Consider the following 23,442-nt stretch of genomic DNA (forward strand, 5'->3'; position numbering starts at 1 on the left):
TAGCCTAACCGATATTGGAATCCAATAACGAAAACGTATATTGATGTATGCCAATTCATCACGGTGATCTGGAACTGTCGCTGCTGACGTTGCTGGAGGGGGGTGAGCGGTACGGCCTGGACCTGGCCAAGGAACTGCACACGCTCACGGGGGGCGACCTGGCGCTGAATGCGGGCACCCTGTATCCGGCGCTGCACCGCATGGAACAGAGGGGCTGGCTGCAGAGCGAAAGCCGCCCCAGCAGCCGGGGCGGGCACCCCCTGCGGTACTACCGCCTCACCCCAGCCGGGCAGGCTGCGCTGGAGGCCAAGCGGGAGGCCTACCACCGCTGGCACCAGGGCCTGACCGAGCGCTGGGGGAACCGGTGAATGGCCTTGAGCGGTTTCTGAACCGGGCCACGCGCGGCCTGCCGGCGGGCCGAAGGCGACTAGTCCGCGAAGAGCTGCGAGGCAACATTCTGGAGCGGACAGCGGAATTGCAGGTGACGGGCCTGCCCAGAGAAGAGGCGCTGCGCCGCGCCCTGCAGGATTTTGGCGCGCCGGCGCCACTGGCCGCCGGGCTCCGGCGGGTGCACCTGTGGCCCAGGCTGGGGCTGCTGGGCGGGTTGTGCAGCGTGGCGCTGGCGGGCACCCTTCTGGCCCTGCCACGCCAGACCGCAAGAGAGCTGCCCCTGGTCACGTATCTTCCAGAGTGTCGGCCAAGCAGCACCACCAGCGCCGCCCTCTGTACCCACGCCCAGGACTTCTGGGTGGGGCTGGGCGGCCTGACGGCCCGCCTGGAGGCGCAGGGGGCGACGGTGGAGACGGTTCAGCGAACGGTGCCGGTCCCTGCAGGGCTGGAGAGCCCCCTGACCAGCGTTTCTGAAGAGGTCTTGGTGGTGCGCTGGATGGAGGCAACGGGTGAAGCAGGTAGGGTCGAATTTCCCCGCACCAACCGCGTCCTGGACATCATGATTGAGCAGGCAAACCGCAATGGGCGCCCAGACTTCTGGCCGGGCCCGGTGCTGGAGCGCGGCGGCGAGCGGCTGTTGAGCAGCGACATCCTCCTCAGCAGTGTCTGGTCCACCTTGAACCAGCCGCTCACCGTGGAACGCCCGTTTGATGGCCCGGTACTGCGGCTGGGCCGCCTCCGGCTGGAACTGGCGCAACCCGGAGAGGGGGTCAGTGTCCTGCCGATGGTGGAGCAGCGGCTGGGAGCCACGCTCTACGGCCCCACGCAGCTGACCATCTTTGCCGGCGCCCACCTGATTCCCCGGCCTCATGAATCGCGGGGAAGTGTGCCTAGCTTCGCCCAGCACATTGACGTACAGGGTGTACCCGGCGAGGTGTACGCCGTGCTGCGCCCGGTGGCTTTCCGGGGGGTGAATGGTCTGGGCATGGACTTGGCGACGGTGGATGACCAGGGACAACTGCCATTCCGTTCCGCCCAACCGCAAGTGCGCTTCGTGCGGGATCTGAAGGCGCTGGGCGCAAGCGGCGCCGCCAAGCCTGCTGTGGCGCTGCTGCGTCTGGGCCTAGCCGTGCGCATGGGCCGCGACGGCTTAGTGGCCTACACCCTGGAAGTCCCTTAAAAAGGCAACAGCAAAAAAGGCAGGCCGGCGTTCGAACACGCCAGCCTGCCTCTTGTTGGTCGAAGGTGACCTCTCTATCACCCTTCAACCCTCAACCATCACCCCTTACAGTTCCAGCAGCATCCGCGCGGGGTCTTCCAGCAGGTTCTTGATCATCACCAGGAACTGCACCGCTTCCTTGCCGTCAATGATGCGGTGGTCGTAGCTCAGGGCGATGTACATCATGGGGGCGATCACCACCTGCCCGTTCTGGGCAATGGGGCGCTCGATGATGTTGTGCATGCCCAGAATCGCGCTCTGGGGCGCGTTGATGATGGGGGTGCTCATCATGGAACCGAAGGTCCCGCCGTTGGTGATGGAGAAGGTACCGCCGGACATGTCCTCCAGCGTCAGCTTGCCGCCCTTGGCCTTGGTGGCAAATTCAGCGATCTGCTTCTCAATGCCCGCGAGGCTCATCTGGTCGGTGTCGCGCAGGATGGGCACCACCAGACCACGGTCACTGGCCACCGCAATGCCAATGTCGTAGTAGCCGTGGTAGATGATGTCCTTGCCCTCCACGCTGGCGTTGACGACCGGGAAGGCCTTCAGGGCCTCGGTGGCCGCGCGCACGAACAGGCTCATGAAACCCAGCTTGGTGCCGTGCTTGGCCACAAACTGGTCCTGGTACTTCTTGCGCAGGTCCATGGCCGGCTTCATGTTGACCTCGTTGAAGGTGGTCAGCAGGGCCGCCGTGTTCTGCACGTCTTTCAGGCGCTCGGCAATGCGCTGGCGAATGCGCGTCATGGGCACGCGCTGTTCGGGGCGCGCGCCAGCCGGAATGTGGGCGGCGGGCATCACGGCGGGGGTGCTGGGCTGCTGAGGCGGCGCGGCCTGCTGGCTCACCGGCTTGGCGGCGTCCTGGGGGCCCTGGTAGGTCAGGCCGCCCTGCGCGGCGGCCACAGCGTCGGCCTTGGTGATGTTGCCCCGGGGCCCGGTGGCGGGAATCTGGGCGGGGTTCAGACCCTGTTCAGCCACGATCTTGCGCACGGCGGGCGAGAGGTCGTCGCGGCGGGTGGCCTCGTTGCCGGCCGGGTTCTCCGTGGGCGCTGTGCTGGCGGCTGTGCCCGCCGCTGGCGTCTCGGTGGGGGCCGGGGCCGGCGCACTGCCCGCGTCGCCCACCACGCCCAGCACCTCTTCGCTCAGGACGGTGTCGCCCTCGTTCTTGGCGGTGCTGACCAGCACGCCGTCTTGCAGGGCGGTGACTTCCAGCACCACCTTGTCGGTTTCAATCTCGGCCAGCACCTCGCCGCGCTTCACGGGATCGCCGGGCTTCTTGTGCCACGCCAGCAGCGTGCCTTCGCTCACCGACTCGGAAAAAACAGGAACCTTGATGTCCGCCATAACGCCTTCTGTTATACCCCCCGGGACCTGTGACTGGGCCGGGAACGGCAACAGAGGCGGGTGCGGCGTCCCTGCGGGCGGGCCGCGCCCTTTGGCTTAGGGGCCAGTGCGTCATGCGGCGAATTTCGGCAGGCGGGGCGGGCCGCTAGCGTAGAGCCAACCGAGAGGAGCGCCTGACGCCGCCTCCGGAGGAGTTGCCATGCCCAGACTGAACCAGATTATCGCCGTGGAAAAGGGCGTGAAAAGCCGCTCCTTTGCCGAACTCACCGACGCCCACCAGCAGTTGCAAAAGCCCACCCTGCTGGGCGGCATTGCCCGCACCTACCGCCCCAAGGACGAGGAAGGCGAGCTGCTGCCCCCCGAATCCACCCGCGTGCAGGTAAAAGCCGAAGAGGTGGTCCGCCAGACCGCCCAGATTCTGACCGGGCTGTTTGACGTGACCGCCACCAAGGACTGGGCCAACTGCGAGGCAAAAGCCGACGTGGTGGTGGGCGAGCGCGTGCTCCTGAAACAGGTGCCGGTCAGCTACCTGCTGTTTCTGGAAAAGCAGCTGACCGACCTGAGCACCTTCCTGCGCAAGCTGCCCGTGCTGGACGCCAGCGAAAGCTGGACCTTTGACCCGGGTGCCGACGCCTACGCCACCGAGCCCGTTCAGACCGTGCGCACCCGCAAGATTCCGCGCAACCACGTGAAGGCCGAGGCCACCGACAAGCACCCGGCGCAGGTGGAGGTGTACTACGAGGACGTGACCGTGGGGTACTGGCGCACCGTGAAGTTCAGCGGCGCCCTGCCCGCCCAGCGCGTGCACGAGTTGCAGACCCGCGTGCAGAAGTTGCAGCAGGCCGTGAAATTTGCCCGCGAGGAAGCGAACAGCTTTGAAGTCACCGAGCAGAAGGTGGGCGAGCGGGTGTTTGCGTACCTGCTGGACAGCTAAGCGCCGCCTATGAATGACCGGAGCCCCGACCACAGGGCTCCGGTTTCTGCTGTGGCCTACGCCACCCGGCGCATGTGGGCGGTTGGCCCCGCGCCCTATCCTGAGCCCTGGAGTACCAAGCTGAGGCTCAGCCTCAAGCTGACAGGAAGACCGCGTTTCAGTGCAGGTTCGAGTCCTGCGCCCGCCATCACTGCGGCGGGGTAGCCCAAACCGGTAGAGGCGGCGCGGCCTTCCGAAACACAAGCTCAAGCTTCCACTCCAAGCTGAGCATTCGCCGCTGAGGGTCCAATCAAGGGCGGCCGGTCGGACAAGCCGAGGTCAGGGGTTCAAAACCCCTTCGCTCCTCCACCCACGGAGCGGTAGCTCAGCCGGGAGAGCACGGCTGCTGAGCATGAACCGGACGCTTAAACGCCGTGGACCCGTGCAATTCAGCGGCACCCCAGGGGCGGAGGACCGGACATGTCCTTCGCTCCACCTCTTTGATGGGCAGATAGAGAAAGCCCCCGGGGATGTCCCCAGGGGCTTTTCAAGTGAACTTTACCCGTCCTGCTGCGCCGTCTGGGCCAGTTCCTTCTGGTCCTGCACGACCTCGCGGCTGATCTTTTCGCCCAGGGCGTCAGCAATCACCTTGGCCTGTTCCTTGGCGTGCACGCTAGCATACCCGGCGGCGGTGCTGGCGGCACGTGGGCGGGTGGCGCTCTTCAGGGTCTGACCGGGGGCCAGGATCTTTTCCAGGTCCTCCCAGATCATCAGCCATGCGCCCTGGTTCTCGGGTTCTTCCTGGGCCCACACGACCTGCGCGCCGGGGTGCCCCGCCAGTTCCTCGGCCAGCGCCTGCCCCGGGAAGGGGTAGAGCTGTTCCAGGCGAATCAGGGCGGTGCCAGCGTAGCCATCCTTGTCGGCGTCGCGCGCTTCCACCAGCTCCCAGTGCAGCTTGCCAGAGCTGATCACCACGCGCCGGGCCTGTTGCACGGTGTCGTCGCCAATCACTTCGCAGAAGCGGCCCTCGGCCAGCTCTGAGAGCGGGCTCATGGCCTGCTTGTTGCGCAGCAGGCTCTTGGGGGTCATCACAATCAGGGGCTTGCGGTAGGGGCGCAGCACCTGACGCCTCAGGAGGTGGAAGATCTGCGCGGCGCTTGAGGGCACCACCACCTGCATGTTCTTCTGGGCGCACAGCTGCAAGTAGCGCTCCAGGCGGGCGCTGGAGTGCTCGGGGCCCGCGCCCTCATAGCCGTGGGGCAGCAGCAGCGTCAGGCCGCTGAGGCGCTGCCACTTGCTTTCCCCCGCACTCAGGAACTGGTCAATGACCGCCTGCGCGCCGTTGGCAAAGTCCCCGAACTGCGCTTCCCAGGCGATCAGCGCCTTGGGTTCAGAGGTAGAGTAGCCGTATTCAAAGGCCATCACGGCTTCTTCGGACAGGGTGGAATCCACCACTTCCACGCGGCCCTGCTCCGGGCGCAGGTGGGCCAGGGCCATGTATTCCTCGTTCATGGGGTCCTGGGCGTTCTGGTCGTGCAGGACGGCGTGGCGGTGCACAAAGGTGCCGCGCCCCGAGTCCTGGCCCACCAGCCGCACGCCGTAGCCCTCGTCCAGCAGGGTCGCGTAGGCCAGCATCTCGCCCATGCCCCAGTCCAGGGGCTGTTCGCCGCGCGCCATCGCCTGCCGGGGCTTGATCACCGTGCGCTCAATGGTGCGGTGCACCTTGAAGCCTTCGGGGACCTCGGTCAGCTTCAGGCCCAGGTCGGTCAGCTTGGCCTGGGGCACGCTGGTGGGCACCTCGTCGCGCCAGTGGGTGCCGGTGTACTCGCTCCAGTCCACGGCCAGCTTGCTCTGGGCCGCGTTCTCCATCTCTTCGACCACGGCTTCGCCCGCGTCCAGCTGGTCGCGGAAGCGCTCGACCAGGCGCTCGCCCTCGCCGGCGTCCAGCACGCCCGCGCCCTCCAGCGCCTTGGCGTACAGGGCCCGGGTGCCAGGGTGACCGTCAATCTCGCGGTACATGATCGGCTGGGTCATGCGCGGCTCGTCGCCCTCGTTGTGGCCGTTGCGGCGGAAGCAGATCAGGTCAATGAAGACGTCCTTGCCAAATTCCTGGCGGTAGGCCAGCGCGAGGTCGCCGCAGAAGGCCACCGCTTCAGGGTCGTCGCCGTTCACGTGCAGCACAGGCGCGTTGGCAATCTTGGCCACGTCGGTGCAGTAGCGGCTCGAACGGGTGTCGCGCGGGTCCGAGATGGTAAAGCCCACCTGGTTGTTGATGACAATGCGCACTGCCCCGCCCGTCGAAAAGCCGCGAAGCCGCGAGAGGTTCAGCGTTTCCATGACCACGCCCTGCCCGCTGACGGCCGCGTCGCCGTGCACGGTGATGGGCAGCACGCTGCGCCGTTCCACGTCCCCCCGGCGGTCCTGGCGCGCGCGCACCGAGCCGTGCACCACCGGCGAGACGATTTCCAGGTGGCTGGGGTTAAAGGCCAGCGCAAGGTGCATGGGGCCGCCGGGCGTGCGCACGTCACTGGAATAGCCCATGTGGTACTTCACGTCGCCCGCCACATCGGGGTTGTCGCTGAGCTTCTTCTTGCCGTCGAACTCGTCGAACAGCACGGAGCTGGGCTTGCCGAAGATGTTCACCAGCGTGTTCAGGCGGCCACGGTGGGCCATGCCCATTACAACTTCCTTCACGCCGGCCTTCCCGGCCTGCTGAATAATGCGGTCCAGCAGCGGAATAAAGCTCTCGCCGCCTTCCAGGCCGAAGCGCTTGACGCCGGGGTACTTGTTTTTCAGGTACAGTTCTAGCCCTTCGGCAGCTGTGAGCTTCTGCATCAGGCGGCGGCGTTCCTCGCGGCTGTACTGCCCCCGGCCGCGCCCAGCCTCAATGCGCTCCTGGAACCACGCGCGCTCGGTGGCGGGCAGGTAGTTGAATTCAAAGCCAATGGCGCCGCAGTAGGTGTCTTGCAGCTGGGTGATCACGTCGCGCAGGGGGCCGGTGAACACGCCGTCCTGCACCGGCTCGTTCAGGTCGGCGGCCGACAGGCCGTAGTACTCGGGGGTCAGTTCGGGCACGGTGGGAATGCCGCGCATCTTGAGCGGGTTGGTGCGCGCGCTGATGTGGCCGTACACGCGGTAGGCGGTGATCAGGGCGCCCGCCGCCTGCTGCGCCCCGCTGACGCCCTGGGGCACCGGCAGCACGGTCTGGCCCCGGCGCTGGGTGCCCAGCTGGTAGAACGCCTGCTGAATGGCGGAATGCGCGGTGTCGGGCGCGCCGGCGCGCACCTCGTCGAAGTAGGCCCGCCACTGCGGGTCCACACTGTTCGGGTCAGCCAGGTAGGCCTCGTACAGCCCCTCAATAAAGGCCGCGTTGCCCCCGGACATGATCGTCTGCGACTGCGTCATAACGCCTCAGCATACCGCTGGCCGCAGCGGCAAATGGCACCCTGGCGCCCCTGCTTTGTCTCTGGGCGCGTAACCCCATTCGCCGGGGCTGGACAGAGGTCTGCGGCCCGCCCTGCCCCCAGACGCGGCACCATAGGCCCATGCCGCACCCCGCCTTGCACAGCGCCCATCCCGAGTTCCTGACCCTTTTCCCTGAAGGTGCCGCCCCCGAACGGCTGGGCGAGGGGTTTACCTGGACCGAGGGGCCCGTGTATGTCCCGGCGCGCCGGGCCGTGATCTTCAGCGACGTGCGCCAGAACCGAACCTGGGCCTACACGGACGGCGGCGAGCTGCGCGAGGAACTGAACCCCAGCGGCCACCAGAACGGCCACTGCCTGGACGCCCAGGGGCGCCTGATCGCCTGCTCGCACGGCCAGCGCGCGCTGCTGCGCCAGGAAGAAGACGGCACCTGGACCACCCTGGCTGACCGCTTTGAGGGCCACAGATTCAATTCCCCCAACGACGTGGCCCTGCACCCCGACGGCAGCCTGTGGTTCTCGGACCCCACCTACGGCCTGGACAAGCCCGAGGAAGGCGGCACCGGCGCGCCGATGGAACTGCCGGGCCGCTGGGTGTTTCGCCTGGGCCCGGACGGCGAACTGACCGCCCCCATCCGTGACCGCCAGAAGCCCAACGGCCTCGTGTTTGCTGGCGCCCGCACGCTCCTGCTGGCCGACACAGGCGACGGCGTCACCTACCGCTACGAGGTGGACCCAGATGGCCGCGCCACCTGTGCGGGCGAGCACTTCCGCGTGGCGCCCGGCAAGACCGACGGCCTGCGGGTGGACCGGGCCGGGCGCATCTGGAGCAGCGCCGGAGACGGGGTGCATGTGCTGAGCGCGGACGGCCAGGAGCTGGGCCGCATCCTCTTTCCCCAGACGGTCAGCAACCTGTGCTTCGGCGGGCCGGAGGGCACCACGCTGTACGTGACGGCCAGCACAGAATTCTGGCGCGTGCCCACCCGGGTGCGCGGCTGAGGGCCTGGCGGGCCACAGCCCCAAGAACGCCTGAAGGCCGCGCCGGGGGCCGGCTGCCTACACTGGGGCATGTACCTGCTGTCGCGCGTGGCCCTGCTGCTTGGCGTCATTCTGCTCATCGCTGCGGCGGTGCTGCTGGGCAAGGATGTCATTGACATCAACCAGTTGCACGCCGTGGCCAACGCCAACCGCAGCACCAACTTTCCCAGCCCGCTGAACAATGTGCTGATCACCGTGGGGCTGGCGGCGGCCGGCGGCCTTCTGGCCGGGCTGGGCCTGCGCCGACCCGAACGGCCGCGCCCCGACACTGAGGCGGGGCGCCCCTAACACCTGCGCTGCCGTTGAGCGGCCTGAGAACGCCCCCGCGTGCCCTGGATGCGTCCTGGGCCCACGCGGGGGTCAACTGTTGGTGGAGAGCGAGGCTGACGTGCCCCGCGAATTTCTGCGGGCAAATCCGGGCAGATGTTCGCTGTGCGCTGCGGGCATACCCAGAAAAGGCGCCGGTGCGCTCTCCAGGCAAGGGCCTTCGGTGCGGCGGCCCAGCCAGCCCTTGCCGCCATCCCCAGCCGCTGCGCAGATGAGGCGGTCCTTGAGGGCTTCTTCAACCGTGTGGTGTAACACAGAAAAACCAACGTCACTTAAAAGACAGCCGGGCGCCGGCCTCCTACCATCGGTGGACATCCCAAGCAGTGCCCTTTCCAGGAGGCCGATCATGAACGGTAAACGTGCCCTTTCTCTTGCCCTGTTGTTGCTGACCCCCGCCCTTGCTGGCGGCGGTGGTCCGGCGGTGTCGCGCCCGGCAGGCACCACCATCAATCCCTTCGGTGCGGCGGTGCCCGTGACCCCGGTCACGCTGGCCGATCTGCAGCGGGGCGGCGGCGTCCTGACCCTGGTCACCGGGCGCAACGTGGTGGCCGCCACCGTGCGCGGCCCCACGGTCCTGCTGGCCGCTGGCAGTGCGCCCGCCACGGCCGTGGTGGTCACGCGCGGCACGGGGGCGCAGCGCTACGAACTGCAGACGCCAGTGGCCCCCGGCACCCCCGTGGCCGTGGGCAGCGTGCGCCTGCTGCCAGTGGCGCCGGTGACCCTGCTGCCCGGCCAGTTGCCTGCCCCCGCGCCTGTGGTGACCCCCACCCCCGTCACCGCCCCAGCGGCGGGCAGCACCACGCCCCCAGCCGCCACCCCGCCCGCAGGCGGCGCCACCAGTGGCCGCGTGACCATCTGCCACCGCACCGGCAGCGCCACGAACCCCTACACCCTGCTGACCGTGAGCGCCAGTGCGCTGGCGGCCCACCGCAACCACGGCGACATTATCCCCGCGCCCGCAGGCGGCTGCCCGGTTACCGTGAGTGCCCCCGGCACCACGCCGCCCTCTCCCACGCCGCCGTCCCCCACCCCACCCAGCCCCACGCCGCCCAATCCGGCGCCGCCCGCCCCCACCCCCCCGGCACCCCCTGAAGGCGGTTCGGATAACGACAAGGTGACCATCTGCCACGCCACCGGCAGCGAGACCAACCCCTACAACCTGATCACGGTCAGCCGCAACGCCCTGAGCGCCCACGAGGGCCACGGCGACATCATTCCCGCGCCGCCCGAAGGCTGCCCCACCACGGCGGACGGCGCGGCCCCCAGCCCGACCCCGCCCAGCCCCACGCCGCCCAACCCGGCGCCCCCCAGCCCCACCCCGCCTGGAGGCGGCTCGGACAATGACAAGGTGACGATCTGCCACGCCACGGGCAGCGCCAACAACCCCTACAACCTGATCACGATCAGCCGCAACGCCCTCAGCGCCCATGAGGGCCACGGCGACATCATCCCCGCGCCGCCCGAGGGCTGCCCCACCACGCCCCCCCCCGGCAACGGGAATGGCAACGGCAACGGAAAGTAATCACCAGGACAGGAGAAGAGGGGAGGCCGGTGCAGCGAATGCACCGGCCTCCTTTTGTGGTCCCCGCTCTTTAATCGCCCAGCGCGGCAACCAGTTGCGCCTTGCTCATGGCGCTGCGGCCCCTGATGCCCTGCTCGCGGGCGCGGTTGTACAGCTCGTCGCGGGTCAGCTCGGCCAGGGCCCTGTTCGGGTTGCCGGTGCCCTGGGTGCGCCTGTTCGGCGTGCGCCCTTCCTCGCGGCGGTGCTTGTTCACCGTGCGGGCGGCAATCTCTTCGGCGCGGTCTTCGGGTTCGCCGCGTTCCAGGGCACTGCCTTTGATGTGCTCGTACTGCCGCTCGTCTTTGTTGGTCCAGGCTTTGGGCATGGGGACCTCCTGGGCCTGACCGTAGGCCAGGGGCCATGAAGGACGGTGAGGGGGGACTTCAGGCCCCGTCACCATTCACCACAAAGGCCGCTGCACCAGTCCCCCGAAGGGTGAACCGGTGCAGCGGCAAAGAGGGCGGTGCTGGCCTACTCGGTCAGCGTGCGGTTGAGGCGCGCCTTGTCCTCGGCAATCTTGCCCAGAATGAAGAAGGTGGGCGCCCAGTGGCCCACAAACAGGCCGTCGCGCTCCTTCTCCGAGGACTCGTCTTTGAAGTACTGCGAGGCGCTGAGCAGAATCGAGCCGAAGCCCAGCAGATACAGGATGTTGTGCAGTTTCATAGCCACACCTCCGGGGAAAAGAGGACAGGGGGGCTGGCCCCGCCAGGGCCAGGCCAGGGGCACGCAGAGCAGACGGCTCCGGCGTGGGCAGGGAAGGACTGCCCCGGGACGAACACCCCCAGCAAAGCGCAGCCGCCGCGCCCAGAACGTACGGGTGGGCACCCTGTGAAGGCCGCCTGAGGAGCGGCTCAAGCGACGCCCTGGGGGCAGGTAGTGGGATGGGCAAGTCAGGTGCGTGACATGTACATGCGGCAGAGCGAGGCTCCTTCGCGCAGGCCAGGTTTATACCGCTTCAGCTGAGGCGACCCCCGGGACACCCGAGCGCCACACCCAGAGCCAGGCCGTGCATCCCACGCCGCCGGCCAGGACCAGCGCCGTGCCCACGCCAAACTGCTGCCCCACGACCCCGCCCAGCAGGGCGCCCAGTGGCACCACACCACCAGCAAAGAAGCGGACACTGGCATGCATGCGGCCCTGGAAGGCGCGTGGCGTGATGGTTTGCCGCAACGTCACATGCTGCACCGAGAAGATGATGGCGCCGAACCCGAACAGCAGCCGCGCCGCAATCAGCCCGGGAATGGCCAGCGGCCCCAGCAGACTGGACAGCGGCACCAGAAGCAGCCCCACGCCCGCAACCAGTGCGGCCAGCTGGGCCGCGCGGCCCAGGCCCAGCCAGGTCGCCACCCGTTCAGCCAGCAGCGCACCCCCCACAAAGCCGATATTGCCGCCCATGTACACCAGCCCTATCTGGGCTGGTGTGAGGCCCAGGTCGCGGCTGAGGTGCAACACCAGCAGGGCGTCCAGCAAGCCCTGGGCAAAATTCAGGGTGCTGGCACACAGCACCAGTGGCCGGATCAGCGGATGCGACCAGACATAGTGCAGGCCCTCGCGCAACTGCTGGCCCAGCGAAGTGCGTGTCTGAGGCGCCTGAATTTGCTCTGGAACGCGAATCCCACCCAGAAATGCGGCCGAGGCCAGGAAGGTGCCGATGTTGACCCAGACCCCCGCCACGGCCCCCACCAGACCGATAAGCCCCCCACCCAGACCGGGGCCGAGCACCTCGGCCCCGGAGCGAGAGGTTTCCAGCTTGCTGTTGGCATCGGTGAGGGCTGTTTTGGGGACAAGGTCGGGCAGCAGGGATTGATAGGCCACGTTGAAGAACACGCTGAGGGTGCCCACCACGAAGGCCACCCCATACAGCACCTCCAGCCGTAAGACACCCAGCAGCGCGGTCAGTGGGACCACCAGCAGGGCGGCGGCGCGCAGCAGGTCCGTCCAGATCAGGACGGGACGGCGGGGCCGCTGGTCAATCCAGACGCCCGCGATCAAACTGAACAGGAGGAGCGGGGCGGTCTCCATGGCCACGAGGAGGCCCATCTGGGCTGGCGTGGCGTGCAAGGTCACCGCCGCGATGAGGGGAAGGGCCAGCAGGGCCACCTGCTGGCCGAGAACGGACAGGGTTTCGGCCGCCCAAAGGCGGTTGAACGCAGGCACGCGCGTGGCGCGTGTCTCGGATAAGGTCATGGCAACTCCGCACACAGCAAGTCAGGCCGCCGCCGAAGGGTGGGCGGCGCAGGAGACAAAGAAGAACAGCGTCCCTGGAGCTTGCGGTTACGGTGGGCAGACGGTCATAAAGGTTGGCGCCCAGTGTAGCAGAGCGGCAAAACGGGCTAGCTTCACCGTGGCTGGTACGATGTCGCCCGGTGCGACTGAGGGTCTGGGCTGTTTGTGCGGCCCACAGCGCCCCTTCTCTGCAGAAGGGCCGGCTTCAAATCAGTTGGCTTGTTATTTCACTTTGCGGGTTATTCAGGAGCCTCCGCTGAAGAGGAAAAGCCTTTCTCGCCCCTCCGTTCATGCTTTTCAGCGCGAAATGCGGTCGCGGTAGGCCTCGGTGGCGGCGGCCTCCAGGTCCGGCACGAAAGGCAGCAGTTCGGCGTCAATCCGGGCGGCCTCGGCGCTGCTGAGGGTGCACTGGGGCGCACTGGGCCACGCCTGCACCACCTGCAGGCGGTCGGCAGTGGGGGGGTGGGACTGGTCCAGGCGCACGCGGTGCTGGGCCTGCTCCTGGCGGGCCCGCTGCCACTGCGCCGGCGGCAGGGTGTCGAGCATGTGGCGGAATTCGGCAAAGGCGTGGGGGCGCTGGGGCTGGTGCCGCTGCTTGTGCAGGGCGCTGTCCAGCAGGTGGGCCATGTGCAGGCGGTCCAGCAGGCCCGCCTTGGCCGCCGAGCCGGCCACCCGCGCGGCCAAGAGATCGGCGCGGTATTCGGCCGCCTGCTGGCCGGCCCCCACCAGCCCCAGCAGCAGGTGGGCCAGGCCCAGGGGCAGCAGGGCTGCGCCCTTGAGGAGCAGGTTCCCTACTTTTTCGGGCAGAGTGGCGCGCGCTTCCATGATGGGGTCGGGCCACAGGACGCTGACGGTCTGCTCCAGGACGGTCAACGCGTGGTGCACCAGCCCGCTCCGGGTGGGATCGCCATTTTTCAGGTGCGCGAGTTCGTGTGCCAGCAGCGCCACCCGTTCCTGCGGGCCCAGGCCGTACCACAGCGCCAGTCCCAGGCCCAGGGTGGGTTCGCGGCGCGGGCCGTGCAGGCCCATGAAAGCGTTGGCCTCTGGGGTCAGGACGATCCGCACCGGGCGCGTCACCCCGGCCGCCTCGCCCACCCGGCGCAGCAGCGCGTGCAATTCGGGGGCCTGGGCTTCAGTCAGGCGCGCCCCTTCAATGCGGTGAACACGGGGCCGCGCGGTCCAGGCAAAGAGCAGCAGGGGCAGGGCCCCCAGCCCACAGGCGATCCGGGTGCCCTGGCTTAGCCCTCCCAGCCCCAGCGCGCGCAGCAGCAGCCACCCGCCCAGCAGGGCCAGCGCCGCAAAGCCCAGCAGCACCAGTGCGGCCAGCGCGTGGCCCAGCGCCGCCCGGGGGGGCACGGTGGGCGAGGCATGAGCGGTAAAGAGGTCACGCAGGCGCGCGGCCTCGCGGTCCGCCACCCGCTGCCACACCCGGTCCATTGCGCTCTGCGGGGCAAGTTCATAGCGGAACCCAACGTCGTTGGAGGGCCCCCCTTCAACGACGTTGGGGCGAACGAAGTGAGTCTCCGTGAAAGACAGCGGCAGAAGTGGAGTTGAAGGGCTGCTGTTGAGCCCTTCAATGGAACTGGCAGCCGCTGTCGACGTCACAGCCCCAGCATAGGGACAGCCAGCCGCGTCTGCTGCCCAGCTTTACTCGCCCCCAGTGGGGGAGACCACCACCTGCACCCGGCCCACCTGTCCGGTGGTCAGGCGCACCTTGATGCCGTGGGGGTGCGAGGGCGAGCGGGTAAGCAGGGCCGCGACCACCCCACGGGTGAGCCGCCCCGAGGCTTGGTCCTGTTTCTGCACGATGTCCACGGTGAGGCCGGGGCGAATCTGGGAACGGGGAGGAGCCATGACCGCACGGTACGCCACACTTGCGCCCAACGTGATCGGACGATCAAGGCGGGGATCAGGCTTGGGCTGGGGGGGCGGTTTACCCTGCACGGGCAAGCAGGCACCCCACCCAAGTTCAATTCCCGGGAGGCGACAGCGCATGGGCATGTTAGACGGCAAGGTGGCATTTATTACGGGCGGCGCCAGCGGCATTGGCGCGGGCACGGCGCGGCGGTTTGCGCAGGAAGGCGCGCGCGTGGCCCTGGCCGACGTGCAGCCCGAAGAAGGCGAGAAGCTGCGCGGCGAGATTGCCGGTGCAGGCGGCGAGGCGCTGTACATCCAGTGCGACGTGAGCGACGCGGCCTCGGTGCGGGACGCCATTGAGGCGACGGTGGCGGCGTACGGGCGCCTGGACATCGTGTTCGCCAACGCGGGCATCAACGGCGTGTGGGCCCCCATTGACGAGCTGCAGCCCGAGGAGTGGGACAAGACCCAGAGCATCAACCTGCGCGGCACCTATCTCACGGTGCATTACGCCGTGCCGCACCTGAAGCGCGCGGGGGGCGGCAGCATCCTGATCACCAGCAGCGTGAACGGCAACCGCACCTTTTCCACGCCGGGGGCCAGCGCCTACAGCGCCTCCAAGGCTGGGCAGGTGGCCTTTGCCAAGATGATCGCCCTGGAACTGGGCCGGCACAACATCCGCTGTAACGCCGTGTGCCCGGGCCTGATTCACACCAACATTCAGGACCGCACGGACCAGCGCCATACCGAGCGCATTGGCATTGAGGTGGAACTCCCCAAGGGCAGCCCCGCCCTGCACGGCGGCGAGGGCGAGCCGGTGGACGTCGCCGACGCCTGCCTGTTCCTGGCCTCGGACCTGGGGCGGCATGTCTCCGGCATTGAGCTGTACGTGGACGGCGGCGCCTCGCTGCTGCGGTAGAGGGACATAAGGAGAGGCCCCGCCCTCTACCTGGGCGGGGCCTGGGGGCGCGCTTCAGACCTCCAGCGCCAGCTTGTCCACGTCGTTCAGCAGGGGCGTGCCCGCCGGGTACTCGCCCGTAAAACACGCGCCGCATAGGCCGCCCCCACCAATGGCCGCCCGCAGCCCCGGCTCGCTGATAAAGGTCAGGGTGTCGGCGCCGATCAGCCCCCGGATTTCCTCGACGCTGTGGGTGCTGGCGACCAGTTCCTTGCGGGCAGCGGTGTCAATCCCGTAAAAGCACGGGTGCTTGATGGGCGGGCTGCTGACCCGGAAATGCACTTCGGTGGCGCCCGCCTCGCGCAGCAGGTTCACGATCTGGCGGCTGGTGGTGCCGCGCACAATCGAGTCGTCCACCAGCACCACGCGCTTGCCCCGCACCGCGCTGGTGGGCGAGAGCTTCATCTTCACCTTCAGCTCGCGCGCTTCCTGTGTGGGGGCAATGAAGGTGCGCCCCGCATACGGGTTCTTGTACAACCCGTAATCAAAGGGAATGCCGCTTTCCCGCGCGTAGCCGATGGCCGCGCCAATCCCGCTGTCGGGCACGGGCACCACGATATCGGCCTCCACGGGGTGCTCCTTGGCCAGCTGGTGGCCCATGCGAATGCGGCTCTCGTGGCTGTCCACGCCGTCCAGCTGGCTGTCCGAGCGGGCAAAGTAAATCCACTCGAAGGCGCACGGGGTGGGTTGGCGCGGCTCCACCATCAGCGAATGCAGCCCCGAGCGGTCCACCCACACCAGTTCGCCGGGCTGCACGTCGCGGATCAGCCGCGCGCCTACCGCGTACAGCGCGCACGGCTCAGAGGCCATGACGTACGCGCCGTCGTCGCGCTGGCCGATCACCAGCGGGCGCACGCCGTTGGGGTCGCGGAAGCCCAGCAGTTGCGTGCGGCTCATCAGCACGCAGGCAAAGCCGCCGCGCAGTTCCTTCATGGCGGCGGCGGTGGCCTCCACAAGGTCCAGGTCGGCCTCGCGGGCAATCAGGTTGAGCATCACCTCGCTGTCGTTGGTGGTCTGGAACAGCGCGCCCTGCATCAGCATGGCGTTGCGGACCTCGCGGGCGTTCACGAAGTTGCCGTTGTGCGCCAGGCCCAGAATGCCCTTGTTCGTGCGGGTGGTCAGCGGCTGGGCGTTGAAGCGCAGGTTGCTGCCGGTGGTGCTGTAGCGCACGTGCCCAATGCTCACGCGGGCGTTGGCCAGCCGGACCGCGTCCAGGCGCCGCTCATCGAACACCTGCGTGACCAGCCCCAGGTCTTTTTCCACATGGAAGCGCTCGCCGTCACTGACGCACATGCCCGCCGCCTCCTGGCCCCGGTGCTGCAGGGCGAACAGGCCCAGGTAGGTCAGCCAGGCAAGGTCATTGGGTTCGGGCGAATACAGGCCGAACACGCCGCATTCGTCCTGGGGTTTGTCAGTGGCGGGGTCGAAAATCATGGGTGAGTCCTTGAGGCTCCCTCTCCCCTTGCGGGAGAGGGCTGGGGAGAGGGGAAATGGGTCGCAAAGTGAGCAGCGCTGGGGTGATGCAAGTCGCAATATTGACGCTGATGCCATTGCGATTTACACATGCTGAAGGAACGCAGCGAGCGCGGCGTCTTCGTCGTGACGCGACACCAGAGGAACGGCTCTTGTGGGCTGCCCTCAGAAATGAACAGCTGGGGGTCAAATTTCGCCGCCAGCAGCCTCTGGGCTTCTACATAGCCGACTTCGTGTGTTTCGAGCGCCCCTTGGTGGTTGAGTTGGACGGTGGGCAACATGCCCAGCCCGCTGGACAGGCCTACGACGCTGCGCGCACGGCGTATCTGAATGGCCGCACGTTTCGGGTCCTGCGGTTCTGGAACCATGAGGTGCGGGGCAATCTGGGCGGCGTTCTGATGCGAATTCAGGAAGAACTTGGGCATTCGGTGGGTGGGTCGTAGTGTCCCCTCACCCCAGCCCTCTCCCGCAAGGGGAGAGGGAGCAGGGCGTTGTGTCGGCCCCGCCCAACCAGTGCTCATCCCAGAATCCCCTTCAGGGGCGTCTCGTACGCGGCCTTCACCGTCTCAAGGTTCACGCTCAAGTGTATGTGGTGGGCCGGCAGGGCAATCGTGACGCTGGTGCCACCGCTGACGCCCAGGCGGGTGAACGGCACGCCGCGTGCCGCCAGCGCCGCTTCCACGCCGGCCTCATCGCGTGTGGCGATCACAATGCGGCTGTGGGCCTCGCCGTACAGCACGGCGTCGGGGCGCAGGTGATCCGGGGCGTCCAGGGTGACCTTCAAGCCCGTGTTCCCCGCAATCGCCATCTCGGCCAGGGCCACGGCGAGGCCGCCCTCGGCACAGTCGTGGGCGGTGTCGGTCAGGCCCGCGCGGATCAGGTGCAGCGCGGCGTCAATCACGGCCTGCTCGCGGTTCAGGTCCAGGGCTGGCACCTGGCCGGCCTCCAGGCCATGCAGCGTCTCCAGGTACTGGCTGGCACCAATGGTCCCCGCGTGCTCACCAATCAGGTACAGCGTCTGGCCCTCGCCCTTCAGGTTCAGGGTGGCGCGCTTCGTCACGTCGGGCAGCACGCCCACCATGCCGATGGTCGGGGTGGGGTGAATCGCCACGCGCTCCTGCCCTTCGGTGTACTGGTTGTACAGGCTCACGTTGCCGCCCGTGACCGGGGTGTTCAGGGCGCGGCAGGCGTCGGCAATGCCGTGCACGGCGCGTTCCAGCTGGTAATAGACCTCGGGACGGTGGGGGTTGCCGAAGTTGAGGTTGTCGGTGATCGCCAGCGGCGTGGCGCCCACGCAGGCGAGGTTCCGGGCGGCCTCGGCCACAGCGGCAGCGGCGCCCGCGTAGGGGTCCAGGTACACGAAGCGCGGGTTGCAGTCGCTGGTGGCGGCCACGCCCATGCCCGAGCCCTTCACCCGCATCACGGCGGCGTCGGCGGCGCCGGGCACGACCACGGTGTTCGTCATCACCTGATGGTCAAAGCGCTCAAAGATGGGCCGCTTGCTGGCAATCGTGGGGTGGGCCAGCAACTCGGTCAGCACCGCGCCCAGGTCGCCAGGGACGGGCACGCCGCTCAGGTCCTGCTCGCGCTTGGCTTTAATTTCTTCGGACTCCACGCCCTCGCGGGTGTACTTGGGGGCCTCGTTCAGCAGGTCCACCGGCAGGTCACACACCACCTCGCCGCGCCACGTCAGGCGGTAATTGTGGTGCTCTTCCACCTGTCCAATCGTCACCACGTCCAGTTCCCACTTGGCCAGCAGGTCCAGCAGAGCCTGCTCTTTGCCCGGCACGGGCACCAGAATCATGCGCTCCTGCGATTCGCTGAGGCACAGTTCCATCGGCACCATGCCCTCCTCGCGGGTGGGCACCAGATCCAGGTTCATGGTGATGCCCAGCCCCGCGCGGTAGGCCATTTCACAGGTGCTGGACACCAGCCCGGCGGCGCCCATGTCCTGCACCCCTGCCACCACACCCGCCTGAATGGCTTCCAGGGTGGCTTCCAGCAGCAGCTTTTCCATGAAGGGGTCGCCCACCTGCACGGCGGGGCGGTCGGCCTGACTGGCATTGCTGAGGTCCGCCGAGGCGAACACCGCGCCGCCCAGGCCGTCGCGCCCGGTCTTGCTGCCCACGTACACGATGGTGTTTCCAACTTCGCCCATCGTCCCTTTGGCCAGGTCTTCGTGGCGCAGCAGGCCCAGGGCCATGACGTTCACCAGGGGGTTTTCCTGGTAGCTGGGGTGAAAGGTCACCTCGCCGCCCACGGTGGGCACGCCAATGGCGTTGCCGTAGTGGGCAATGCCTTCCACCACGCCGTTCACCAGAAAGCGGGTGCGGGGGCTGTCGGGGTTGCCAAAGCGCAGGCTGTCCAGCACGGCAAAGGGCCGCGCGCCCATGGCGAAGATGTCGCGCAGAATGCCGCCCACGCCGGTCGCTGCGCCCTGCACGGGTTCCACGGCTGACGGGTGGTTGTGGCTTTCCATCTTGAAGGCCACGCCCCAGCCGTCGCCAATGTCCACCACGCCCGCGTTCTCGCCGGGGCCCTGCAGCACCTGCGGCCCGGTGGTGGGGAAGTGGCGGAACAGGGGGCGGCTGTTCTTGTAGCCGCAGTGCTCGGACCACATGGCCCCCACGATGGCGGCTTCCAGGGCGTTGGGCTCGCGGCCCATGCGGGACACGAGCAGGTCGAATTCGTCCGTCGTCAGGCCAAAGGTGCCGGCGCGGTCACGGAGAGACTGGGTCTGGGTCATGAAAGCTCCTTGGGGGATGAAAGAAGGCGGGCCGCGTCGCCCAGGCGAAGAGGGCCCGGCTGCACCACCTGGGCCAGCACGCCAAAACACGCGTCCGGGTGCAGGGTGGCGATGGTTTTCAGGATGTGGGGGTCAGCGGGCACCCCGGGCTGCGCCATGTTGACCATCACGCAGCGGGGCATGGGGGCCACGATCTGGATCGTCAGGGTATCCCCGATCACCAGTTGCCGGCCCAGCCAGCGTTCCTCGAGGTGTTCGGGCGCCGGGCCGGTGTCCAGCAGCAGGTTGTGCCGGAAGTGCCCGCTGGCCACCGGGGCGCCGTGGGCCTGGGCCAGCCACGCCAGGGCCGAGGTGGTGAGCAGGTGCAGCGGCCCTTCGTCGAAATGCGAAATGGGGCCTTCGGGGGTCACCCGAACCGTTCGGCCAGTGGCCTGACAGAGCGCGGCGGTCGCCGTTTCGCTGGTGGCAGGCTGCAGCGAGCCGTCCGGCAAGGTCAGCTGAGGTTCCGCCGCGCCTGCGGGCAGGGCTGCTTGAAAACCCAGCAGCCCGTCCATGCGCCGGAAGCGCCGGGTGCTCTTGCCGGAGCCGAACTTGCCGTCCTCGTTCGTCACCGCCCAGGCGCGGTCGCCAACCAGCCCACGCCGCGTGACCTGCACCTCACCCAGCGCCTCGCCCCCCACCGATTTGATGGGGTAGCGGTAGAGCTCGGTGACCTGTCCGGTCATACCCGGCGCGGGGAATGGGGTCATGACAGCTCCCGGACCACCAGGGCGATCTGGCCCCGGTGATAGGCAATGTGCCGCACGTGGTACGACAGACTATCCAGCACGCCTCGCTGTTTGCCCAGGGCCATGAAGGTGGCCTTGGGGGTCAAGCGGTCGGCGGGAGCGGTGTGCAGAGCGTCCTGTGCTCCAGCGAACACGTCCGCCACGGCGCCAATGATGGTGGGCGCGCTGTCCTGTGCTGTGGCCCGTGTGGGTCCGGTCACGGCCTTGATCCAGTCGCGGTCTTCCAGGCCCAGGTAGCCGTAGGTCCGTTGGGGGTCAATGTCGCCCAGACCGGCCTGTACGGTGGCCCGGGTCCAGTCCATCACATGCAGGGCGTGCCACGCCGCACTGTGGCCGGTGCGCGGCTGCCCATGAAACAGCGCAGCCGGGCAAGCCCTGAGGGCCGCCAGAAACGCGCTGCACTCGGCGGCCAGTAACTGGGTCATCAGGGCGCGGCGGGCTTCTTCCATCTCAGTCCTGTTTCAGGGCCAAGTTCAGTTGGCCACGGTGGTAGGCGATGTGCCGCAGATGCAGGCTTAGGCCGTCCAAGCGTCTGCGCACGCCGCCAGGGGCCGGGGGGGAACGCAGGTCGTCGGTGAGTTGGTCATCCCGCAGGGCCCGCAGGTGCGCCTCCAGCTCCGCGCCCATCCGGTCCAGTTCGGCCAGCACGGCGGTCTTGCCGTCGGCGGCCGTGACAGGCGGGGTGCCGCGCGCAAACCCCATCCGGGCGTCGTTCTCCCAGCCCAGATGGTCATAGGTCGGGCTGAAATCCTGGAACACGAAAAAGCGCAGCCACTCTGCCACGTGCAAGGCGTGCCACGCGGGGCTGTGGCCCAGGCGGGGGGCATCAAAGCCTTCGTCGGGAACCGCGTCCAGCGCTGCACGGAACAGCGCCAGTTCGGTGGCGTAGGCCTGGGCCAGGAAGGTCTGGACCGTCATGGGGTGCCCAGTCATTGGGTGCGCAGTCATCGGCTGATCAGGGCGCCCTTGAGGCTCTCGAACAGCCCCTGGCCGTCCTCGCTGCCCAGCAGGGCCTCAACCGCACGCTCGGGGTGGGGCATCATGCCCAGCACGGTGCCGCGCGCATTCACAATGCCCGCAATGTCGTTGAGGCTGCCGTTGGGGTTGTCCACGTAGCGGAAGACCACCTGTCCCTCGCCTTCCAGCCGCGCAATCGTCTCGGCGTCGGCGTAGTAGTTGCCCTCGCCGTGGGCGATGGGAATCTCGATGATCTGCCCGGCCTGGTAGGCGCGGGTGAAGGCCGTGCCCGCGTTCTCCACGCGCAGGTGCACGGGGCGGCACATGAAATGCAGTTCGCGGTTGCGGCTTAGGGCGCCGGGCAGCAGCCCGCTTTCAGTGAGCACCTGAAAGCCGTTGCACACGCCCAGCACGAAGCCGCCGCGCTCGGCATGGGCTTTCACCGCACCCATGATGGGGCTGCGGGCCGCAATCGCCCCGCTGCGCAGGTGGTCGCCGTAGGAAAAGCCGCCGGGCAGGAACACGAGGTCGGTGCCCTGGGGCAACCCGGCCTCGGTGTGCCACACGAACTGGGCGCGGTCATCCAACAGCAGCCGCGCGGCGTGCAGGGCGTCGGCGTCGCAGTTCGAGCCAGGAAATTGGATGACGGCGACCTTCATAGGCGCTCCAGCTGCGCCACGGTGCGCTCGCTCGTCACGTTGCCCGTGTTCAGGGTGCTGGCAGGTTCAAACATCATGATCCAGGTCTCCTCGGTTTCGGCCACTGGCAGGTGCTCCACGCCGCGCGGCACCACCAGCAGGTCGCCTTCGTGTAGTACGGCGTCGCCGTCTCTGAATTTCAGGCGCAGCGTGCCGCGCACCACAAAAAACAGCTCGTCCTCGTGTTCGTGGTGGTGCCACTGAAACTCGCCGCTGATCTTGGCCAGCTTCACCTGCTGGCCATTCAGTTCGGCCACCACCTTGGGGGACCAGTGCTCGCTGAACAGCCCAAACTTGGCGTTCAGATTCACCACCGGCGGCACGCTCACGCGCCTTCCAGCTCCCAGCGGGCGTCTTCCATCACGGGGTTCGAGAGCACGTTCTCGGTGATGTCTTTCAGCTGCGCTTCCACGTCCTCGCGGCGGCCGTGCAGCGTCAGTTCGATGTACTTGCCCACGCGCACGCCCGACACGTTGCCGTGCTCCAGGTGCGACAGCGCGCGCTCCACGGTGCGCCCCTGGGGGTCAAGAATGCTGGGCTTGAGGGTCACGAAGACTTTGGCTTTGTAGGTGGACATGGGGGCTCCTTGGGGGTCGAGAGGTCGAGAAGTCGAGGGGTTCAGGATGCGTCGTTACTCGACTTCTCGACTCTTCGACTCCTCGACATCCTGTGTCACGCGCCGCAGCATCTCGCTGTACGCGTCTTCCACGCCGCCCAGATCGCGGCGGAAGCGGTCTTTGTCCAGCTTCTCGCTCGTTTGGGCGTCCCAGAAGCGGCAGGTGTCGGGGCTGATCTCGTCGGCCAGAACCACCTCGCCGTCAGCGGTGGTGCCGAACTCCAGCTTGAAGTCAATCAGGCGCACGCCGCGCGCCGCGAAGTAGGGCACCAGGAACGCCTGCACCTGCAGGGCCAGCTCGCGGATCCGGGTCAGCTGGGCCGGGGTGGCCCAGCCCAGGGCCACGGCGGTATCGGTGTTGATCAGGGGATCGCCCAGGGCGTCGCTCTTGTAGCAGTACTCCACCACTGGGCGCGAGAGGGGGGTGCCTTCTTCAATGCCCAGCCGCTTGCTGAATGACCCGGCCGCCACGTTGCGCACGATCACTTCCACCGGAATGATCGTCACGGCGCGCACGCGCTGTTCCGTATCGCTGAGTTTCTCCAGAAAGTGGGTGGGCACGCCGGCCTGCTCCAGCTGCGGAAACAGGTGGGCGGTAATGGCGTTGTTGATGGCTCCCTTGCCGCCAATCTGCGCCTTCTTGACCCCGTTGAAGGCGGTGGCGTCATCCTTGTACGCCACGATGTATTCGTGCTCGTGGTCGGTGGCGTACACGCGCTTGGCCTTGCCTTCGTACTTCAGTTCGCCTCGGGTGCGCTGGGTCATACCGTCTCCCTGTGGGGGCGTGGCGCGGGGCCACACGTAGGACAGGCGTCCCCCGAAACCGTGCCGGGGCGACGCCTGAATGTCGCGGTGCTGAACATATGGGCTCCAGTCGCCGTCTCTCGGACGGACTTACCGCGCGCTGGCGCG

At 67.8% G+C, this 23,442-nt stretch carries 25 protein-coding genes and 1 tRNA gene; 9 read left to right on the forward strand and 17 right to left on the reverse strand.

Annotated elements, in window-relative coordinates; all coding sequences use genetic code 11:
• Positions 1-47: 47 nt before the first annotated feature.
• Positions 48-368, forward strand: coding sequence for a PadR family transcriptional regulator (locus KMW22_RS12050; protein ID WP_221090293.1), 321 nt, complete (start codon positions 48-50; stop codon positions 366-368).
• Positions 365-1,570, forward strand: coding sequence for a permease prefix domain 1-containing protein (locus KMW22_RS12055; protein ID WP_221090294.1), 1,206 nt, complete (start codon positions 365-367; stop codon positions 1,568-1,570). Before KMW22_RS12050 ends, KMW22_RS12055 begins: the two co-directional genes overlap by 4 nt.
• Before the next feature lie 105 nt (positions 1,571-1,675).
• Here KMW22_RS12055 and odhB read toward each other — a convergent pair whose 3' ends face one another.
• Positions 1,676-2,950, reverse strand: a complete 1,275-nt coding sequence (gene odhB, locus KMW22_RS12060) for a 2-oxoglutarate dehydrogenase complex dihydrolipoyllysine-residue succinyltransferase (RefSeq protein WP_221090295.1) — start codon at positions 2,948-2,950, stop codon at positions 1,676-1,678.
• Between the two features lie 199 nt (positions 2,951-3,149).
• On the opposite strand from odhB, the gene KMW22_RS12065 reads away from it, so the two are divergent.
• Both KMW22_RS12065 and KMW22_RS12070 read left to right on the forward strand, forming a co-directional pair.
• Positions 3,150-3,884 (forward strand): DUF7873 family protein, encoded by a 735-nt coding sequence (locus KMW22_RS12065; RefSeq protein WP_221090296.1) that lies wholly within the window; start codon positions 3,150-3,152, stop codon positions 3,882-3,884.
• A 353-nt stretch (positions 3,885-4,237) separates the two neighbouring features.
• Positions 4,238-4,358 (forward strand) — tRNA-OTHER (locus KMW22_RS12070).
• Positions 4,359-4,421: 63 nt separating this feature from the next.
• On the opposite strand, the gene KMW22_RS12075 is transcribed toward KMW22_RS12070, so the two are convergent.
• On the reverse strand, positions 4,422-7,268 hold the full coding sequence (locus tag KMW22_RS12075) for a 2-oxoglutarate dehydrogenase E1 component (protein ID WP_221090297.1): 2,847 nt from the start codon (positions 7,266-7,268) through the stop codon (positions 4,422-4,424).
• 140 nt (positions 7,269-7,408) lie between these two features.
• Here KMW22_RS12075 and KMW22_RS12080 point away from each other — a divergent pair, with 140 nt between their 5' ends.
• A complete protein-coding gene (locus tag KMW22_RS12080) occupies positions 7,409-8,284 on the forward strand; it encodes an SMP-30/gluconolactonase/LRE family protein (RefSeq protein WP_221090298.1) in 876 nt (291 codons plus the stop codon).
• Positions 8,285-8,353: 69 nt separating this feature from the next.
• Positions 8,354-8,611: a hypothetical protein gene (locus KMW22_RS12085; RefSeq protein WP_221090299.1), complete on the forward strand. Its 258-nt coding sequence runs from the start codon at positions 8,354-8,356 to the stop codon at positions 8,609-8,611.
• Between the two features lie 72 nt (positions 8,612-8,683).
• Here the strand turns inward: KMW22_RS12085 and KMW22_RS12090 are convergent, their stop codons facing one another.
• A complete protein-coding gene (locus KMW22_RS12090; RefSeq protein ID WP_221090300.1) occupies positions 8,684-8,998 on the reverse strand; it encodes a hypothetical protein in 315 nt (104 codons plus the stop codon).
• On the opposite strand from KMW22_RS12090, the gene KMW22_RS12095 reads away from it, so the two are divergent.
• Positions 8,997-10,172 carry a hypothetical protein gene (locus tag KMW22_RS12095; protein WP_221090301.1) on the forward strand — a complete coding sequence of 392 codons (1,176 nt, stop codon included), beginning with the start codon at positions 8,997-8,999 and terminating at the stop codon, positions 10,170-10,172. The two genes, KMW22_RS12090 and KMW22_RS12095, sit on opposite strands and share 2 nt — an antisense overlap.
• Positions 10,173-10,242: 70 nt before the next feature.
• On the opposite strand, the gene KMW22_RS12100 is transcribed toward KMW22_RS12095, so the two are convergent.
• The 5 genes from KMW22_RS12100 to KMW22_RS12120 all read right to left on the reverse strand — a co-directional run bounded on the left by KMW22_RS12100 (position 10,243) and on the right by KMW22_RS12120 (position 14,291).
• Positions 10,243-10,536, reverse strand: coding sequence for an addiction module toxin RelE (locus KMW22_RS12100; RefSeq protein ID WP_221090302.1), 294 nt, complete (start codon positions 10,534-10,536; stop codon positions 10,243-10,245).
• Between the two features lie 146 nt (positions 10,537-10,682).
• A complete protein-coding gene (locus tag KMW22_RS12105) occupies positions 10,683-10,874 on the reverse strand; it encodes a hypothetical protein (protein WP_107138315.1) in 192 nt (63 codons plus the stop codon).
• Between the two features lie 282 nt (positions 10,875-11,156).
• Positions 11,157-12,398, reverse strand: a complete 1,242-nt coding sequence (locus tag KMW22_RS12110; RefSeq protein WP_221090303.1) for an MFS transporter — start codon at positions 12,396-12,398, stop codon at positions 11,157-11,159.
• 336 nt (positions 12,399-12,734) lie between these two features.
• Positions 12,735-13,874: a M48 family metalloprotease gene (locus KMW22_RS12115; protein WP_221090304.1), complete on the reverse strand. Its 1,140-nt coding sequence runs from the start codon at positions 13,872-13,874 to the stop codon at positions 12,735-12,737.
• Positions 13,875-14,084: 210 nt separating this feature from the next.
• Positions 14,085-14,291, reverse strand: coding sequence for a YwbE family protein (locus tag KMW22_RS12120; protein WP_221090305.1), 207 nt, complete (start codon positions 14,289-14,291; stop codon positions 14,085-14,087).
• A 139-nt stretch (positions 14,292-14,430) separates the two neighbouring features.
• Here KMW22_RS12120 and KMW22_RS12125 point away from each other — a divergent pair, with 139 nt between their 5' ends.
• Positions 14,431-15,213 (forward strand): SDR family oxidoreductase, encoded by a 783-nt coding sequence (locus KMW22_RS12125; RefSeq protein ID WP_221090306.1) that lies wholly within the window; start codon positions 14,431-14,433, stop codon positions 15,211-15,213.
• Positions 15,214-15,267: 54 nt separating this feature from the next.
• Here the strand turns inward: KMW22_RS12125 and purF are convergent, their stop codons facing one another.
• Positions 15,268-16,686 (reverse strand): amidophosphoribosyltransferase, encoded by a 1,419-nt coding sequence (purF, locus tag KMW22_RS12130; protein ID WP_221090307.1) that lies wholly within the window; start codon positions 16,684-16,686, stop codon positions 15,268-15,270.
• Between the two features lie 56 nt (positions 16,687-16,742).
• Here purF and KMW22_RS12135 point away from each other — a divergent pair, with 56 nt between their 5' ends.
• Positions 16,743-17,168 (forward strand): endonuclease domain-containing protein, encoded by a 426-nt coding sequence (locus KMW22_RS12135; protein WP_235692892.1) that lies wholly within the window; start codon positions 16,743-16,745, stop codon positions 17,166-17,168.
• A 74-nt stretch (positions 17,169-17,242) separates the two neighbouring features.
• Here KMW22_RS12135 and purL read toward each other — a convergent pair whose 3' ends face one another.
• From purL to purC, 8 genes are read right to left on the reverse strand one after another with little or no spacing between them, the layout of a single operon-like run.
• A complete protein-coding gene (gene purL / locus KMW22_RS12140) occupies positions 17,243-19,471 on the reverse strand; it encodes a phosphoribosylformylglycinamidine synthase subunit PurL (RefSeq protein ID WP_221090308.1) in 2,229 nt (742 codons plus the stop codon).
• Complete coding sequence (locus tag KMW22_RS12145) at positions 19,468-20,220, reverse strand: MOSC domain-containing protein (protein WP_221090309.1); 753 nt, start codon at positions 20,218-20,220, stop codon at positions 19,468-19,470. Before KMW22_RS12145 ends, purL begins: the two co-directional genes overlap by 4 nt.
• Complete coding sequence (locus KMW22_RS12150) at positions 20,217-20,708, reverse strand: DinB family protein (RefSeq protein WP_221090310.1); 492 nt, start codon at positions 20,706-20,708, stop codon at positions 20,217-20,219. Before KMW22_RS12150 ends, KMW22_RS12145 begins: the two co-directional genes overlap by 4 nt.
• Position 20,709: 1 nt before the next feature.
• Positions 20,710-21,177 (reverse strand): DinB family protein, encoded by a 468-nt coding sequence (locus KMW22_RS12155; RefSeq protein WP_221090311.1) that lies wholly within the window; start codon positions 21,175-21,177, stop codon positions 20,710-20,712.
• 26 nt (positions 21,178-21,203) lie between these two features.
• The gene (gene purQ / locus KMW22_RS12160; RefSeq protein ID WP_221090312.1) at positions 21,204-21,875 is read right to left on the reverse strand and encodes a phosphoribosylformylglycinamidine synthase subunit PurQ; all 672 of its coding nucleotides are present in this window, start codon (positions 21,873-21,875) and stop codon (positions 21,204-21,206) included.
• Complete coding sequence (locus KMW22_RS12165) at positions 21,872-22,243, reverse strand: cupin domain-containing protein (protein ID WP_221090313.1); 372 nt, start codon at positions 22,241-22,243, stop codon at positions 21,872-21,874. Before KMW22_RS12165 ends, purQ begins: the two co-directional genes overlap by 4 nt.
• On the reverse strand, positions 22,240-22,491 hold the full coding sequence (gene purS, locus KMW22_RS12170; RefSeq protein ID WP_221090314.1) for a phosphoribosylformylglycinamidine synthase subunit PurS: 252 nt from the start codon (positions 22,489-22,491) through the stop codon (positions 22,240-22,242). Before purS ends, KMW22_RS12165 begins: the two co-directional genes overlap by 4 nt.
• A 54-nt stretch (positions 22,492-22,545) precedes the next feature.
• A complete protein-coding gene (purC, locus tag KMW22_RS12175; protein ID WP_221090315.1) occupies positions 22,546-23,295 on the reverse strand; it encodes a phosphoribosylaminoimidazolesuccinocarboxamide synthase in 750 nt (249 codons plus the stop codon).
• Positions 23,296-23,442 lie beyond the last annotated feature (147 nt).

Source organism: Deinococcus aquaedulcis, from assembly GCF_019693445.1.
Taxonomy (GTDB): Bacteria; Deinococcota; Deinococci; order Deinococcales; family Deinococcaceae; genus Deinococcus; species Deinococcus aquaedulcis.